This is a genomic window from Hydrogenophaga aquatica, assembly GCF_054780915.1.
On record NZ_BAAGVK010000025.1, the window covers coordinates 41,023 to 56,704 of the forward strand.

Here is a 15,682-nt window from a genome sequence, read left to right on the forward strand (position 1 = left end):
GGCGCGTGCTGCGCCTGGGAGAGGGACTGGCAGCCAGCACGGTGTGGCTAACTGGTGCAACGTTTACCCTGCTGGGCGCCCTGCTGCTGGCAGCCTGGCTGTGGAGCGGGCAGCCCCAGTCCTTGCCCCAAGCCCTGGGCTGGGCACAGCGCTGGCTTGCTGATGACACCGGGTACAGCCCGCTGCAGTTCAGCGACGCGCGAGGCAGCTTGCGCGAAGGCGGCACCATTGGCCATCTGCGTTGGCAGCAAGACAAGCTGGACATCCAGATCGACGGTCTGGAAGTGCGCTGGCCTGCCCAGCTGCTGGCCGATGTCTTGATCCGGCGCAAGGCACAGATCGACACCCTGTCGGCAAGCCGCGTGCGTGTGCATGACGAACGGCCGCCATCGGCCGAACCCATGGCCCCCCCCACCACGCTGGAACTCCCCTGGCTGCGTGAACTGAGCCTGCCTGTGGAGCTGCAGCAGTTCACGCTGGAAGGCGGCACGCCCATCGTGTTCGGGCCGCTGCGCGCCAACTACCGTTACGGTGGCAACCAGGCCGAGGAGCAGCCCGGGCACCATCTGGACGTGACCCGCCTGCGATGGGTCGAGGGTGACTACACCATCGCCGCGCAGTTGCAGGCCACGGCGCCCCTGGCCCTGCAAGTGCGGCTGGAAGGCCGCATCCCTACCCGTGTGCCCGTGGCGGGCGGCCCCACACTGGACCTGCGTGCCGAAGCCAGCCTGCAAGGCACGCTGGCCACGCGTGACGCTGCGCTGCAGCTTCAGGCAGAGGCCAGAACCGTCACCGGCCAGACCGGCGGGCTCGCGCCCTACCTGCAAACCCACATCCACCTGCGCCCTTGGGCCGACATGCCGCTGGAAAGCGGGCACCTGCAATTGCAGGACATCGATCTGGCCAGTCTGTGGCCTGGCGCCCCGGGCACGCGGCTGCGCGGCGCATGGCTGGCTGACCGCAGCGATGCCGCATGGCACCTGCGCGGCGACCTGACCAACCTGCGGCCCGGCCCCTGGGACCGCCGGGCATTGCCCCTGGCCAAGCTGCGCGCCGACCTGCAGGTGACCGCAGACCGCGTGCAGCTGACCGAACTGCAAGCCGAACTGGCGAATGCCCAGGTGCGGGCACATGCCACGGCGCAGCTCCGCCCCCAGCCGCAAACCCCTTGGCGAGAACGCCTGAACGGCTGGGAAGGCGAGCTGCAGGTCCAAGGCCTGCAACCGGAGGCCCTGCTGAGCACCCTGGCCGTGCAGCCGCTGAATCTGTCAGCAAAGGTACAGGCCCGGGGGGCACTGCCCCCTTCATCGGCCGAGTTCGCGGTAAGCACAGGCCCGCATACCGGGCGCAGCGCCAGCAGCCGCGCTTTGCCTGCACCCAGGCTGCAAGCGGAAGGGAACTGGAGCAACGGCGTGCTGCAACTGCGGCAAGCCGTTTTGCAAGCCCTGGACGTTGAAGCCAGGGCACAGGGCATGCTGGACGTGAACAACCGCCGCTTCGACGGCATGCTGGATGCCCGGCTGCCTGGTGTGACAGCTCAGGCAAAAGGCCAGTGGAGTTTGAGCCAGGCACCAATACCCGCCCCTCAACGCCCGCTGCGGGCCCGCGACCAGGGCCACCTTGAGGCAGAGCTGCGGCAAGCCAGCGAACTTCAGCGCTGGCTGCGCCAGACCCTGGCCACCGCCGACCGGCTGCTTCCCGCGTACAAGCCATCGCGCCATGTGCCTGCCCAGTGGCTCGACCTTGCCCTGGAAGCCCGGGGGACCCTGGCGATGGACTGGTCCGCAGCGCCCGGACAGCCCATGGAACTGGCTCTGCGCCACAAAGGGGCGGCCAGCGCCAGCAGCTGGAGCGTGCAGACTGCGCTGCAGACACAGGGCCAGCTGGCCTGGACGCCGCGCGGCCTCGACGTTCGCCTGCGGCTGGACGAACTCGCCTTGAAAGGCTCGGACAGGAACCTGCCTTACGGCGCGGAAGCGAGCCTGCAAGGCAACCCCGAGGTGCGCTGGAGCAATGGCTCCCTTGACGTGCAGGCCGGGCGCCTGCTGCTCACACCCGACCCGGCCCCTGGCACGCCCGCCATGTCCCGCGACCCTGTGACACTGGCATGGGACCAGTTGCGCTGGAGCGAAACCGAGCTCGTCACCCGGGGACAAGCCCAGGGGCTGGCACTGAGCTGGCTCAACGCTTGGCTGGCCACACCCGCCGCCCCCCAGGGACCGCTGCCAGCCTCTGGTCTGGCAGGAGAGCTGATCTTCCAGGCCGACTGGGACGTTCGCCTGCCGCTGCACCAGCAGGCGGCCACGGCACGTCCGGCGCAGGCCCGCATCGCGCTGCGCCGCACCAGCGGCGATCTGGCCCTGGTCACAGGCGAAGGGCCACGCGCCGAGCGGATTGCGGCGGGCGTCAGCGAGGTGAGCACGGTGCTTGAGCTCGCGGGCCGCACGCTGGACGCGCAACTGCGCTGGCAAAGCCAGAACGCCGGACAGATCCAGGCCGATGTCCGGACCGAACTTGCCCCGCCCACACCGGACGCCACGTGGACCTGGCCCGGTACCGCGCCGCTGCAAGGACGCGTACAGGCCGCGCTGCCCCAGGTGGGTTTGTGGTCGCGCCTCGCGCCGCCCGGCTGGCGGGTGCGTGGCAGGCTCCAGGCCGACGCCGCCCTGAGCGGTACCCGCCAGCAGCCCTTGTGGCGTGGCACCCTGCAGGCCGACGACCTGGCCCTGCGCTCCCTGCTCGACGGGCTGGATTTCACCGACGGACAACTGCTTGCCCGGCTGGATGGCGAAACCCTGCGTATCGACAGCCTGCGGCTGCGCGGCGCGGGCGGCGAACAAGGCGGGCTGCTCACCGGCAGCGGCTCGGCCACCTGGCCGCTGCTGCCAGCCGCAGATGGCAACCCGCCGCGCCGTGAGCCAGACATCGAACTGAAACTCCAGGCACAGCAGTTGCGCCTGCTGGCCCGCGCCGACCGGCGCCTCACGCTCAGTGGCAACGTCGACGCGCGTCTTCGGGGGCAACGGCTGGACGTAACGGGCCGCCTGCGGGCCGACCAGGCCCTCTTTCTGCTGCCCGACGAATCCACCCCGGCCCTGGGCGACGACGTGGTGGTGCGCGGCCAGCAACGCCCCGCCACAGCTGGTGGCGGCACGCCCGTGCAAGCCCACGTGCAACTCGACCTGAGCCTGGGCGATGACTTCCAGATACGGGGCCAGGGTGTGAGCACCTGGCTGGCGGGCAGGCTGCAACTCAACAGCAGCCCAAGCCAGAACGCTCCCCAGTTGACCGGCCAGGTGCGCACCGTTCGGGGCACATACCGCGCCTATGGCCAGTCGCTCAACATCGAAGAAGGCGTGGTGCGCTTCAACGGCGCCTACGACAACCCTACGCTCGACATCCTGGCCTTGAGGCCCCACCCGACGCAGAAAGTGGGCGTGCAGATCAGCGGCACTGCCCGAGCGCCGCGCGTGCGCCTGTACGCCGACCCCGACCTGCCCGACAGCGAGAAACTGGCCTGGCTGGTGCTGGGCCGGCCGGCCACCGGCGCGGGCGCCGAAGCCGCGGTGCTGCAACAGGCAGCCCTGGCCCTGCTGAGTGGACAGGGCCGCACGGGCGACGGGTCGCTGACTCGCGCACTGGGGTTGGACGAGCTGTCCTTCCAGGGCGAAGGCACCAGCGCCGATGGCACCACCACGGCGGCCGCACTCACCCTGGGCAAGCGCATCTCCAACCAGCTTTACCTGAGCTATTCACGCAGCGTGGTGGGCGTGATGGGCACCGTGGCGGTGCTGTATGACGTGTCGCGCTACGTGACCCTGCGCGCCCAGGCAGGCGACGACAACGCAATCGACCTCATCTTCACGCGGCGCTACGACTGAACGGGTACCCACGGCCCGGTACAATCCGGCCCGGCCTCCCCGTAGTTCAATGGATAGAACGGCCGCCTCCTAAGCGGCAAATACAGGTTCGATTCCTGTCGGGGGGACCAGTCCCCGGCTCAGTCCTTGCCGCGCAGCGTGCGGCTCAGCAGGATGACGGGAATCAAGCCCACCAGCACCAACGTCAGCGCAGGCAGGGCAGCCTCACCCAGGCGCTCGTCGCGCGCGAGCTGGTAAGTCACCACAGCCAGCGTGTCGCTGTTGAACGGCCGCAGCACCAGCGTGGCTGGCAGCTCCTTCATCACGTCCACGAACACCAGCAGCGCCGCCGCCGCCGTGGAGCGCTTGAGCAGCGGCCAGTGCACCCTTGCCAGCAACGAGGCACCGGTGCTGCCCAGCATGCGGGCGGAGTCATCAAGGCTGGACGGAATGCGCGCGTAGCCGCTTTGCACCGACTGCAGCGCAACCGCAGAAAAACGCACCAGGTAGGCCCAGACGATGCCCAACACCGTGGCCGTGACCCAGTAGCCCACGCTGCTTTGCGGCGCCACCTCTTGCAGCCACCCGACCGGCAGCAACAGACCCACCACCACCACCGCACCGGGAACCGCGTAGCCAAGGCTGACCACGCGCACGGCACCGCGCGTGAGAACCGTGGGTTGCCGCCGCTGCGCAAAGCCCAGCGCCAGTGCTGCCACGGTGGCCAGCAGCGCGCTCAAGCCCGCCAGCCACAGGCTGTTGCGCGCCCATTGCACAAAAGAAGTCCAGGGCAATTCGTCCCAGCCACCCACCAGCGGCCGCAGCATGAACAGCACCGGCAACACAAAACCGAACAGCACCGGCAGGCCGCACACCAGCCACGCCCACGCAGCCCGGGCGCCACGCAAGCGCGCGGGTTGAGCCTCGGCACTGCCCGCACGCATGCCGCGCAGGCTGGCAAAACGCATGCGCTGCTGGGCACGGTGCTCCAGCCACAGCAACAGCGCCACGGTCAGCAGCAGCAAGGTGGCCAGCTGCGCGGCAGCCAGGCGGTTGTCCATCACCAGCCAGGCCTTGTAAACACCGGCCGTGAACGTCTGGATGCCAAAGTAGCTGGCCACGCCAAAGTCCGCCAGTGTCTCCATCAAAGCCAGGGCCACGCCCGCAGCCACGGCGGGGCGGGCCAGCGGCAAGGCCACCTCGCGAATGCGCCGCGACAAGGGTGCGCCCAGCAGGCGCGCCGCCTCCATCAACTGGGCGGCGCGTTCGCTCAGCGCCGTGCGCGCCAGCAGGTAGACGTAGGGGTACAGGCTGAAGGTGAACACCCACACCGCCCCCCAGACGTTGCGCACTTCGGGGAACACGCGGCCGCGCAACCCGAATGTGTCACGCAAGAACACCTGCATGGGGCCGGAGAACTGCAAGAAGTCGGTGTAGGCGTAAGCCACCACATAGGCTGGCATGGCCAGCGGCAGCAGCAAGGCCCATTCGAACACGCGCCGCCCGGGGAAATCGAACAGCGTCACCGCGCTGGCCGTGCCCATGCCTACCAAGGCCACGGCCACCGCCACCGCCACACACAGCAGGAGCGAAGTCCAGGTGTATTCCGGCAACACCGTGGCTGCCATCTGACGCAGCACATCCTGCGCCTCGGCGTTGAACTGCAGCCACGACGCCGCCAACGCCAGCACCGGCAGGGCCAGCAGCAAGGCAAACAGCAACAAAGCGGCCTGGGGCAACCATTGCCCCAAACGGGTGAGTATTTGATTCATGTCAGCGCGAATGAGAATGGTCATTATCTACAATGCGATACATGTTCCTTTCCGTCTCCCACCTCAGCATCCGTTACCCCGGCGCCGACCACCTGGCGGTAGACGAGGTTTCGCTTGGCCTGGCGGCGGGGGAAATCGGTGTGCTGATCGGCCCATCCGGCTGCGGCAAGACCACGCTGCTGCGCGCGGTGGCGGGCCTGGAGCGCGCCACCAGCGGCAAGATCGCCCTGCAAGGTGAAACGGTGAGCGGCGACGGCACCCACATGCCGCCCGAGCAGCGCCGCATCGGCATGGTGTTCCAGGACTACGCGCTGTTCCCGCACCTGAACGTGCAGCGCAACATCGCCTTCGGCATCAAGCAGATGGACGCCAAGGCCCGTCAGGCGCGCGTGCGCGAGGTGCTGGCGCTGGTGGGGCTGGACGGTATGCAGGAACGTTTTCCGCACGAACTGTCGGGCGGGCAGCAACAGCGCGTGGCCCTGGCCCGCGCCCTGGCACCCAACCCGCGCCTGATGCTGCTGGACGAACCGTTTTCCAACCTCGACGTGGACCTGCGCGAGCGCTTGGCGCACGAGATCCGCGCCATCCTCAAGGCGGCAGGCGCGACCGCGCTGTTCGTGACGCACGACCAGCTCGAAGCCTTTGCCATTGGCGACGTGATCGGGGTGATGCACCAGGGTCGGCTGCACCAGTGGGACAGCGCCTACGCGCTCTACCACCGGCCCGCCACGCGCTTCGTGGCCGAATTCATCGGGCACGGTGTGTTCGCCCCGGCGCAGATTGCGCACCACGGTGACGAGGTGGTGGTGCAGACACCGCTGGGCGCCCTGCAGGACGTGGAGGAATGCCCGCTGCCCAGCGCCTACGAGGCGGGCCTGTGCGACGTGCTGCTGCGCGCCGACGACATCGTCCACGACGACGACGCCCCCGTGAAGGCGCAGATCGTGCGCAAGGCCTTCCGGGGTTCGGAATTCCTCTATACCCTGCGCCTGGCTTCGGGCGAAACGGTGATGACGCACGTGCCCTCGCACCACAACCACGCGGTAGGCGAATGGATCGGCATTCGCGCGGCGGTGGACCACGTGGTCACCTTCGAGCGGGGCGGCGGCGCTGCTTCGCCGCCTGCACCCGGCGTGGCCGTGCGCTGACGTCGCACTGCCCCAGAATCAATGCTGGTGGCCATGCCCGTGGGCGGGCAGCACCTCCAGCAACGCCGCCGGGAAGCGCATGCCTTTGGTGTCGGTGCCGCTGGCGGGTTTTTCCACCCAGGCGTTGCGGCCCTTCTCGCAAACCTGCTCCACGTTGAACCACAGCGGCCCAGGCGCCGCCGCCACCTGGAACTGCATCACGAACTCGTCGTAGAAGGCATCGGGCAAGTTGCCGCCGCTCCACACCACGCGCGCCACGCGCTCGGTGATCTGGCGGCCATGCTGCGTGGCGGGGCGGGCCAGCGTCTCCAACTCGGTGCTGAGCTGCCAACCGGGCTTGGGCATGGGCCTGGCGCCCAGCACGCCGTCGGGCAGCGTCACCTCCAGGCGGACAGTAGGTGAGCCTTCGCAGCCGTGGCCGACCTTGAACGCGGCGCGATGGTACGCCCCTTGTATGGCGCTGGGCTCTTGCAGCGTGACGTGGGCGTGGGCCATGGGCAGGCCTGCGACAAAAGCCAACGAGCAGATCGACAGGGACTTGGAGAAACGGTTTTTCATCAGGATTTTTATGTGAAGCATGGACAAGGGACTCAGGCCGGGCAGGCTTGGTCAGGCAAGGTATCCAGAGCGGCAATGCCAGGCTTGATGCGCAGCGCACCTGACCGTTCCAGCCTGGCCAGCGCGCGGCACACGGTCTCGTGTTGCGCGTCGACCACCTGGGCCATCTCGCGCAGGGAAGGCAGCATCTTTCGCTCCTTGCCTGCCTGCGATTTCGCCCCGGCGGCTGGACGCGACCACGCCTGCCATGCCAACCCCAGCAGGCGCAGCAGATGCGCCAGACGCTGCGCGACCGGGCCGGTGCGCAAGGTGGTCATGTCTTCGTAGCGCGCCAACTGCTGCAACAGGGCCTGCTGCATCAGGCGGTCCCGCTCATCGGGTGCCGTGCAGGCGACGGGTTCAATTCGCAGCGGCGTCAACGCGTTGGCGTCGAACTGGTAAGGCTGGCCACACAAAGACTCGATGCCGATCAGGTCCCCGGGCAAGGCCAGGCGCACCACCTGGCTCTGCGGGCCGTGCTTGCGCTCCAGGCGGGCAACGCCAGCAGCAACGCGCCACATCGGCCCCGCGTCGCCAGACATGAAGATGGCCGAACCGGCGGAACGCAGTTCGCCCGCTGACAAGATTGCGTTATTCAAGATGTACTCCTTGTTTCTGAACCGTTGAATCCGGCCCTGCGCAAACTGGCGCAGGCCTGAACCGCTGGCGCGCTACGGGCCAGGGTTTCGCGAGCAATGGATGTCAGAACAGGAGGGGCGGCCCCCGGGCCGAGGCCTTGGCAACCGCAAGGGCAGCGAACGGCACCCCCTTGTGTGCTGGCTGCGCCGGGTGGGGTACCGGCGCCCAGTCGAAGTGCCAGCGGGAAGCCAGCGGCGCAAAGCGCTCGGCCGCCAGCAGGCACAAGCCGCAGGCGTCGAGCAGGTGAGACAGTTGCTCCGGGCCCGCCTGTCTCGCGTTGGCGGCCCGCTCGCCCGGACCACCCTCGTGCAGGACCCATCGAGCGCCCGTGCCGGAGCAGATCTCCACCATCTGCCACCCCGCGCCATGCGCCAGCCAGCGCGATACCCCGGGGGCGAGCGTGGCCGCGCACATGAGCAGCAACGCCCAGCGCATCCATCTTGTGGAGACGGGGCGTGGCTTGTGCGGGGTCAAGGCCATGAATGGTCAGTGCGGCAAGGCTGTAAGGCGGCCGTACAGAACGTCAGTGCTTGTGGCCGTGCTGGTGTTGCATGCCCTCGGCAGGCGTGGCAGCGGCAGCGCCCAGCGCGCGCACGGGAAGCTGCAGCTCCAGCGTCTCGCGCTTGGCCTGGGCATCTTCAAACACCAGGGTCAGCGGCACGGTTTCGCCCGCCTTCACCGGGCCCTTGAGGTCCAGCAGCATGACGTGGTAGCCACCCGGCTTGAGCTCCACTGTCTTGCCTGCGGGCAGTGGCAGCGCCTCCACGGCGCGCATGCGCATCACGTCCTTGTCCATCGCCATTTCATGGACTTCGGTCACGCCCGCAACGGGTGAACTGGCCGAGACGAGGCGCGCATCCTTCTGCGCGGTCAGGCGCATGAACGCGCCAGTGGACTTCTGCTGGGCAACGGTACCACGCACCCAGGCGTCTTCCACTTTCACGTTGGACTGAGCCCAGGCACTTGCGGTAACGGCGAGCATGGCGGCGGCAATGAGTTTCTTCATGATGACTCCAAGGGATGAAACGAATGGAACAGGTTGATGACGCGCCGCAAGGACGCGCGCTGGTGAAGGGACGCGCAGACGGCGCCCAGAGGCATGCGCCACGGCCCGCATGCGCGGGGTGGGCAGGAAATCAGGCGGTGAAGGGAGGGGCGCGGGACTGGGCCGGTGGCCAGAGCGCCGCCAGAACGGGGTCGGCAGGTGCTGCCGCGAACCAGGTAGCCACAGCTGCGCTGGGCAGCGTACCGGCCATGTCCGCCGGAGGCAGCCCGCCTGCGCCACCATGCAGCAGGCACCAGTCACATTGAGCGGTGCCGGACGCGGCAGGGGCTTCGCCAGCGTCGCGCTGCTCGCCCTGGGCATTCATCCAGACCATGCCGGTGCTGGTGCAGACCTGCAACCAGTCGGTGCCGCCTTGCGCGCGCACCACGGCCTGTGCCACAACCGGCAAGCAGGCGCTCAGCGCCAGCAACCACATGGCAAACCATGCGGTCCAGCGTTTGCGCCTGGCCGATTTCAACATGGTCCGCATGGTATCAGAAGGGCTTTAAACACAGTGCCCGGAGGGCAAAGAGTACACTTGTGACGCGCCTCGCCCCAGCCAGATTTTCCTGACTGCGGCCTTTCGTTTCAAACCATAAACATTGACGGCCACACCCCCATGACTCCAGCCGAACAAGCGCTGCGCGACGCAGCGTTCGAATACCACCGTTCCCCCAACAAAGGCAAGATTTCCGTTCAGCCGACCAAGCCGCTGTCCAACCAGCGCGACCTGAGTCTGGCCTACTCCCCCGGTGTGGCCTACCCTTGCCTGGCCATCCAGGAGAACCCGGCCATGGCCGCCGAATACACCAGCCGCGGCAACCTGGTGGGTGTGATCACCAACGGCACCGCCGTGCTGGGCCTGGGCGACATTGGCCCGCTGGCCGGCAAGCCGGTGATGGAAGGCAAAGGCTGCCTGTTCAAGAAGTTCGCGGGCGTTGACGTGTTCGACATCGAACTGGCCGAGCGCGATCCCGACAAGCTGGTGGACATCATCGCTGCGCTGGAGCCCACCCTGGGCGGCGTGAACCTGGAAGACATCAAGGCGCCCGAGTGCTTCTACATCGAGAAGAAGCTGCGCGAGCGCATGAAGATCCCTGTCTTCCACGACGACCAGCATGGCACGGCCATCATTTCCAGTTCTGCTCTGCTCAACGGCCTGGAACTGGTGGGCAAGGCCATCGGCGAAGTCAAGCTGGTGGTTTCCGGCGCGGGTGCGGCAGCCATTGCCTGCCTGGACCTGATGGTGGCGCTGGGCGTGAACATCGAGAACATCCTGGTGTGCGACTCCAAGGGCGTGATCCACACCGAGCGTGAAGATGCCAAGGCGGGCAAGCTCGACGCCTCCAAGCAGCGCTACTGCCGCAATACCGGCGCCCGATCCCTGGCCGATGCGGTCAACGGCGCTGACGTGTTCCTGGGCTGCTCGGCTCCTGGCGTGCTCACGGCCGACATGGTCAAGACCATGGCCGACAAGCCCATCATCCTGGCGCTGGCCAACCCCGAGCCCGAGATCCGCCCCGAGGTCGCCAAGGCCGCCCGCCCCGACTGCATCATTGCCACCGGCCGTTCGGACTACCCGAACCAGGTGAACAACGTGCTGTGCTTCCCGTACATCTTCCGGGGTGCGCTGGACTGCGGCGCCACCACCATCACCGAAGAAATGAAGATGGCCTGCGTGCGCCAGATCGCCGATCTGGCCAAGAGCGAGACCAGCGACGAAGTGGCCGCCGCCTACGTGGGCCAGGACCTGAGCTTTGGCCCCGACTACATCATCCCCAAGCCCTTCGACTCGCGCCTGATCCTCAAGATCGCGCCCGCCGTGGCGCAGGCCGCCGCCGATTCCGGCGTGGCCACCCGCCCCATCACCGACATGGAGGCGTACAAGGAAAGCCTGGGCCGTTTCGTCTACCAGACCGGCATTCTGATGCGGCCGGTCTTCAACGCCGCCAAGGCCCTGCCCGCCAACAAAAAGCGTGTGGCCTATGCCGACGGCGAAGACGAGCGCGCACTGCGTGCCGCGCAGATGGCCATTGACGAGGGCATTGCCACCCCCATCCTGATCGGCCGCCCTGCGGTGATCGCCGCGCGCATCCAGAAGGCTGGCCTGCGGCTGCGCCTGGGTGTGGACGTGGAGAACGTCAACCCCGAGGACGACCCGCGCTTCCGCCAGTACTGGGAACACTACCACGGCATGATGAAGCGCAACGGCGCCACACCTGAGGTAGCCAAGGCCGCAGTGCGCCGCTCCAACACCATCATCGGCTCGCTGATGGTGAGCCTGGGTGACGCCGACGCGCTGATCTGCGGCCTGGTGGGCACCTACACCACGCACCTTGAGCGCATTGACAGCATCCTGGGCCTGAAGAAGGGTGTGAGCAACTACGCCGCCGTCAACGCCCTGATGACGGATCGCGGCCCGGTGTTCATTGCCGACACCTACGTGAACGAGGACCCAAGCGCCGAACAACTGGCCGAGATCGCCTGGATGGCCGCACAGGAGGTGCAGCGCTTCGGCATCCCGCCCAAGGTGGCTTTCCTGTCGCACTCCAGCTACGGCTCGTCCAAGCGGGCATCTGCGCGCAAGATGCGCCTGGCCCGCGACCTGTTCGTGGCGCAGCACCCGGACATCGAATGCGATGGCGAGCTGCACGGCGACGCCGCACTGCAACCCGAGATTCGCAGCGCGTACCTGGCCGACTCGACACTCACCGGCTCGGCCAACCTGCTGGTCTGCCCGAACCTGGATTCGGCCAACATCCTCTACAACGTGCTCAAGACCACCACCAGCGGTGGTGTGACGGTGGGCCCCATCCTGATGGGCGCCGCGGCTCCTGCCTACATCCTCACCCCCGCCGCCACGGTGCGCCGCGTCTTCAACATGACCGCGCTGGCTGCCGCCCACGCGGGTGCACCTGGCCGCTGAGCCATGACAAACACCCGGACTGCCTGCTTGCTCAGGCAGTCCGGCGTGAAGGGTGAAACAGGCGCCAGCCCCGGCTGGCCAGCGCAGCCACCACGGCCAGCGCCAGCCCCCAGCCCAGCAGACGGGAGAGCACCAACTCCCCTTCCCGCGCCGCCCCCATGAAAAACAGCACGAACGCCAGCACGTGCACCAACAGGCGCTGAACGCGCACCCATGCGGACTCGCTGCGCCACAGCCAGGCGATCAGCACATCCACACACCACCAAACGGCGAACACCGTGTCCAGAATGGGCGCGCTAACCCGCGTGGTGTTCAGGATGCGCGACCAGTCGCCGCTGAAGATGACCCAGACGGCCCAGCAGAAATGCACGAGGAAGACCACCAGCGCGGCCGTCCAGAACGCGAGCCACCAGCTGGCCGCCACCAGTGAACGGCGGCGCCAGCTGAACAGCACCAGTGCGGGCAAGGCCAGCAACAACGCGGCCCAGATGGTGAAAAAGGTGAAATGCAAGTCCTGCCGCTGTGTTTCCAGCATGTCGGGGGATGTGCCGCCCGGCGGCAACAGGGAGAACACCGGCCAGTCACGGCTCCACCAGGCCGCCAGCATGGACAGCACCAGCAACAGCGCCGCACAGGCGACGGCGATCAGCATGGGCACCCGGCCTGGGCGCGGCGTGCGTTCGGGAATGGCGGCAGGTGAACAGGCTGACATGGAGGTTCCGGGTGGTTGAGAATCCGGGCCGATGCTAGTTGGCAGCCCCGCAAACGACCATCAAAATCTTGACAATGTCTGCACCCCAGTCCCGGAAAAACTCCGCCAACCCCCAGCCCGCCACAGGCCTGCGGCTGGCGCTGCAGAGCGACGAGTGGTTTGCAGGCTGCTCCGCCGGGCTGCAGGCATTCCTGCTGGCCACCGGTGTGCAACGACGCCTGGCTGATGGCGAGTCCCTGTTCATCCGCGGCGACAACGCCGGGGGGCTGTGCTGCGTGCTTTCCGGCGCCCTGGTCATCAGTGCCACACACATCAGCGGCGCGGCGGCCATGCTGGCCCAACTGGAGCCCTACCAGTGGTTTGGTGAGATTTCACTGATAGACGGCCAGCCGCGCACCCACGACGCCACCGCACGGGGCGAATCCTCTGTTCTGGTCGTGCCACACGCGGCGCTGCTGGACTGGCTCCACCAGCACCCGGCAGACTGGCGCGACATGGCAAAACTGGCGTGCCGCAAACTGCGCACTGCCTTCCATGTGCTGGAGGAATGGGGACTGCTTTCGCTCGAGCAACGGCTGGCCCGCCGCCTGTGGCTGCTGGCTCAGGGCTACGGCAGCCGGTCCGGCACCCCCAGGCGGCGCATCCGCTTGGGGCAGGAAGCCATGGCGCAAATGCTGGGCGTGAGCCGCCAGAGCGCCAACAAGGCCCTGCAGATGCTGGAGCAGCAAGGTGTCATCCGGCGTCACTACGCCGAAGTGGAGCTGCTGGACCTGGAAGCGTTGAGCGATCCCCGCCGACTGGGCTGAAGCTGCGCACCAAAGGCGGGAGGCGCACTTTTTCCGTGCATTTCGGTCAGGGTTTGCCACAATGTGCACCAATCTGGTTGACCGGAGAATGTATACACCTCTGTGTTCAATCAGGCATGGGCATGGCTTGGATACTGGCACCCTTTTTGCTGCATCCCCTGCACCGTGACGGTTGCCGTCGTTTCCTTTCAGCATTCCCCCAGCCAGGGGGCCCCAGGAGCACACATGAAGAAGCGCCTATTCCTTCAGACAGCCGCAGCCCTTGCAGCGGCAGCCGCCTTCGGCTCGGCCCATGCACAGACTGCCATCAAGTTCCAGCTGGACTGGCGCTTTGAAGGGCCTGCCGCGCTGTTCCTGCAACCTGCAGCGAAAGGCTATTTCAAGTCAGCGGGCCTGGACGTGACGATCGACTCGGGCAACGGCTCTGGCGGTACCGTGACCCGCGTTGCCTCGGGCACCTACGACATGGGTTTTGCCGACATGGCCGCCCTGATGGAGTTCCACGCCAACAACCCGGACGCCCCCAACAAGCCGGTGGCCGTGATGATGGTCTACAACAACACCCCCGCCGCCGTGCTGGCACTGAAGAAGTCCGGCATCACCAAGCCAGCCGACCTGAATGGCAAGAAGCTGGGCGCACCGGTGTTCGACGCTGGCCGCAAGGCTTTCCCGATCTTCGAGAAGGCCAACAACGTCAGCAGCGTGGCCTGGACTTCCATGGACCCCCCGCTGCGCGAGACCATGCTGGTGCGCGGCGACATCGATGCCATCACCGGTTTCTCGTTCACCTCGCTGCTCAACCTGGAGGCACGCGGTGTCAAGGCAGAAGACGTGGTGATCCTGCCCTACGCCGACTATGGCGTGAAGCTCTACGGCAACGTCATCATCGCCAGCCCCAAACTGATCAAGGAGAACCCGGGCGCCGTGAAGGCCTTCCTGTCTGCCTTCGCCAAGGGTGCCAAGGAGGTGATGGCCAACCCTGCCGCCAGCATCGACACGGTGAAGGCGCGCGACGGCATCATCAACGTGGCACTCGAGACGCGCCGCCTGCAGCTGGCCATCGACTCGGTGGTGGCCAGCCCTGACGCCCGCAAGGAAGGTTTTGGCCAGGTCAACCCCGGCCGCCTGTCGCTGATGGCCTCGCAGGTGTCCGACGCCTACGGCACCAAGACCCGCATCAACCCGTCTGCCGTGTGGGACGGCTCCATGCTGCCACCTGCCGCCGAGCTGAACATCCTGCCCCCGGCCAAGAAGTAAGCCAGACGAATCGCACGAGCCGGGCCAGTCACCCCAGGGCGGCTGGCCCTTTTTTCAGGGCATTTCCCCCATGCAAGACACCCCCACCCTGCCCGCCGGCAGCGACGAGGCCTTCGTTGACTTCGACCAGGTATGGCTGGCCTACAACGACGAACTGCTGGCCAAGAACATCTTCGCCGTCGAGGACATCAACCTCAAGGTCAGGCGTGGCGAGTTCATCGCCATCGTCGGCCCCTCGGGTTGCGGCAAGTCCACCTTCATGAAGCTGACCACCGGGCTGAAGATGCCCAGCATGGGCAAGATTCGCATCGACGGCCAGCCCGTGACCGGGCCGCTGAAGATATCGGGCATGGCGTTCCAGGCGCCATCGCTGCTGCCCTGGCGCACCACGCTGGACAACGTGCTGCTGCCACTGGAGATCGTGGAGCCCTACCGCAGCCAGTTCAAAGACCGCCGCAAGGAGTTCGAAGAACGCGCGAAGAAACTGCTGGAAAGCGTGGGCCTGGGCGGCATGGAAAAGAAATTCCCCTGGGAACTGTCGGGCGGCATGCAGCAGCGCGCCAGCATCTGCCGCGCGCTCATCCACGAACCCAAGATGCTGCTGCTGGACGAACCCTTTGGCGCGCTGGACGCCTTCACCCGCGAGGAGCTTTGGTGCACGCTGCGCGACCTGTGGGAGGCACAGCGTTTCAACGTGATCCTGGTGACGCACGACCTGCGCGAGAGCGTGTTCCTGGCCGACACGGTGTATTGCATGAGCAAGAGCCCGGGGCGCTTCGTTGTGCGTCGCGACATCCCCATCCCGCGCACGCGCGATCTGGAAGTCACCTACACCCGCGAATTCACCGACATCGTCCACGAGCTGCGCGGCCACATTGGCGCGATGCGCAAGGCTGGCGCGACGATCAACCAGTGACAGG

The 15,682-nt window shown here is 67.1% G+C and carries 13 protein-coding genes and 1 tRNA gene; 7 read left to right on the top strand and 7 right to left on the bottom strand.

Annotated elements, in window-relative coordinates; all coding sequences use genetic code 11:
* The first annotated feature begins 5 nt into the window (after positions 1 to 5).
* Together ACYVHH_RS16940 and ACYVHH_RS16945 are read left to right on the top strand one after the other, a co-directional pair.
* Positions 6 to 3,881, top strand: coding sequence for a translocation/assembly module TamB domain-containing protein (locus tag ACYVHH_RS16940; protein ID WP_460566377.1), 3,876 nt, complete (start codon positions 6 to 8; stop codon positions 3,879 to 3,881).
* A 35-nt stretch (positions 3,882 to 3,916) separates the two neighbouring features.
* Positions 3,917 to 3,991 (top strand) — tRNA-Arg (locus tag ACYVHH_RS16945).
* Positions 3,992 to 4,000: 9 nt separating this feature from the next.
* On the opposite strand, the gene ACYVHH_RS16950 is transcribed toward ACYVHH_RS16945, so the two are convergent.
* A complete protein-coding gene (locus ACYVHH_RS16950; RefSeq protein ID WP_460566379.1) occupies positions 4,001 to 5,632 on the bottom strand; it encodes an ABC transporter permease in 1,632 nt (543 codons plus the stop codon).
* Between the two features lie 41 nt (positions 5,633 to 5,673).
* Between ACYVHH_RS16950 and ACYVHH_RS16955 the strand changes: the two genes are divergently transcribed.
* On the top strand, positions 5,674 to 6,780 hold the full coding sequence (locus tag ACYVHH_RS16955; RefSeq protein ID WP_460566381.1) for an ABC transporter ATP-binding protein: 1,107 nt from the start codon (positions 5,674 to 5,676) through the stop codon (positions 6,778 to 6,780).
* Between the two features lie 18 nt (positions 6,781 to 6,798).
* On the opposite strand, the gene ACYVHH_RS16960 is transcribed toward ACYVHH_RS16955, so the two are convergent.
* From ACYVHH_RS16960 to ACYVHH_RS16980, 5 genes are all read right to left on the bottom strand, one after another.
* The gene (locus ACYVHH_RS16960) at positions 6,799 to 7,338 is read right to left on the bottom strand and encodes a YcnI family copper-binding membrane protein (protein WP_460566383.1); all 540 of its coding nucleotides are present in this window, start codon (positions 7,336 to 7,338) and stop codon (positions 6,799 to 6,801) included.
* Between the two features lie 32 nt (positions 7,339 to 7,370).
* On the bottom strand, positions 7,371 to 7,976 hold the full coding sequence (locus ACYVHH_RS16965; protein ID WP_460566385.1) for a cyclic nucleotide-binding domain-containing protein: 606 nt from the start codon (positions 7,974 to 7,976) through the stop codon (positions 7,371 to 7,373).
* A gap of 103 nt (positions 7,977 to 8,079) precedes the next feature.
* Entirely contained in the window at positions 8,080 to 8,496 is a 417-nt protein-coding gene (locus ACYVHH_RS16970) for a DUF2946 family protein (RefSeq protein WP_460566387.1), read from the bottom strand.
* 43 nt (positions 8,497 to 8,539) lie between these two features.
* Positions 8,540 to 9,022: a copper chaperone PCu(A)C gene (locus ACYVHH_RS16975; RefSeq protein ID WP_460566389.1), complete on the bottom strand. Its 483-nt coding sequence runs from the start codon at positions 9,020 to 9,022 to the stop codon at positions 8,540 to 8,542.
* Between the two features lie 130 nt (positions 9,023 to 9,152).
* Positions 9,153 to 9,542 carry a DUF2946 domain-containing protein gene (locus ACYVHH_RS16980; protein WP_460566391.1) on the bottom strand — a complete coding sequence of 130 codons (390 nt, stop codon included), beginning with the start codon at positions 9,540 to 9,542 and terminating at the stop codon, positions 9,153 to 9,155.
* Between the two features lie 138 nt (positions 9,543 to 9,680).
* Here ACYVHH_RS16980 and ACYVHH_RS16985 point away from each other — a divergent pair, with 138 nt between their 5' ends.
* Entirely contained in the window at positions 9,681 to 11,987 is a 2,307-nt protein-coding gene (locus ACYVHH_RS16985; RefSeq protein ID WP_460566393.1) for an NADP-dependent malic enzyme, read from the top strand.
* Positions 11,988 to 12,018: 31 nt separating this feature from the next.
* Here the strand turns inward: ACYVHH_RS16985 and ACYVHH_RS16990 are convergent, their stop codons facing one another.
* Positions 12,019 to 12,699 (bottom strand): hypothetical protein, encoded by a 681-nt coding sequence (locus ACYVHH_RS16990; protein ID WP_460566395.1) that lies wholly within the window; start codon positions 12,697 to 12,699, stop codon positions 12,019 to 12,021.
* Between the two features lie 74 nt (positions 12,700 to 12,773).
* On the opposite strand from ACYVHH_RS16990, the gene ACYVHH_RS16995 reads away from it, so the two are divergent.
* The 3 genes from ACYVHH_RS16995 to ACYVHH_RS17005 all read left to right on the top strand — a co-directional run bounded on the left by ACYVHH_RS16995 (position 12,774) and on the right by ACYVHH_RS17005 (position 15,678).
* Positions 12,774 to 13,505 (top strand): Crp/Fnr family transcriptional regulator, encoded by a 732-nt coding sequence (locus ACYVHH_RS16995; RefSeq protein WP_460566397.1) that lies wholly within the window; start codon positions 12,774 to 12,776, stop codon positions 13,503 to 13,505.
* Positions 13,506 to 13,730: 225 nt separating this feature from the next.
* Positions 13,731 to 14,762: an ABC transporter substrate-binding protein gene (locus ACYVHH_RS17000; protein ID WP_460566399.1), complete on the top strand. Its 1,032-nt coding sequence runs from the start codon at positions 13,731 to 13,733 to the stop codon at positions 14,760 to 14,762.
* Positions 14,763 to 14,832: 70 nt separating this feature from the next.
* Positions 14,833 to 15,678 (top strand): ABC transporter ATP-binding protein, encoded by an 846-nt coding sequence (locus ACYVHH_RS17005; protein ID WP_460566401.1) that lies wholly within the window; start codon positions 14,833 to 14,835, stop codon positions 15,676 to 15,678.
* Positions 15,679 to 15,682 lie beyond the last annotated feature (4 nt).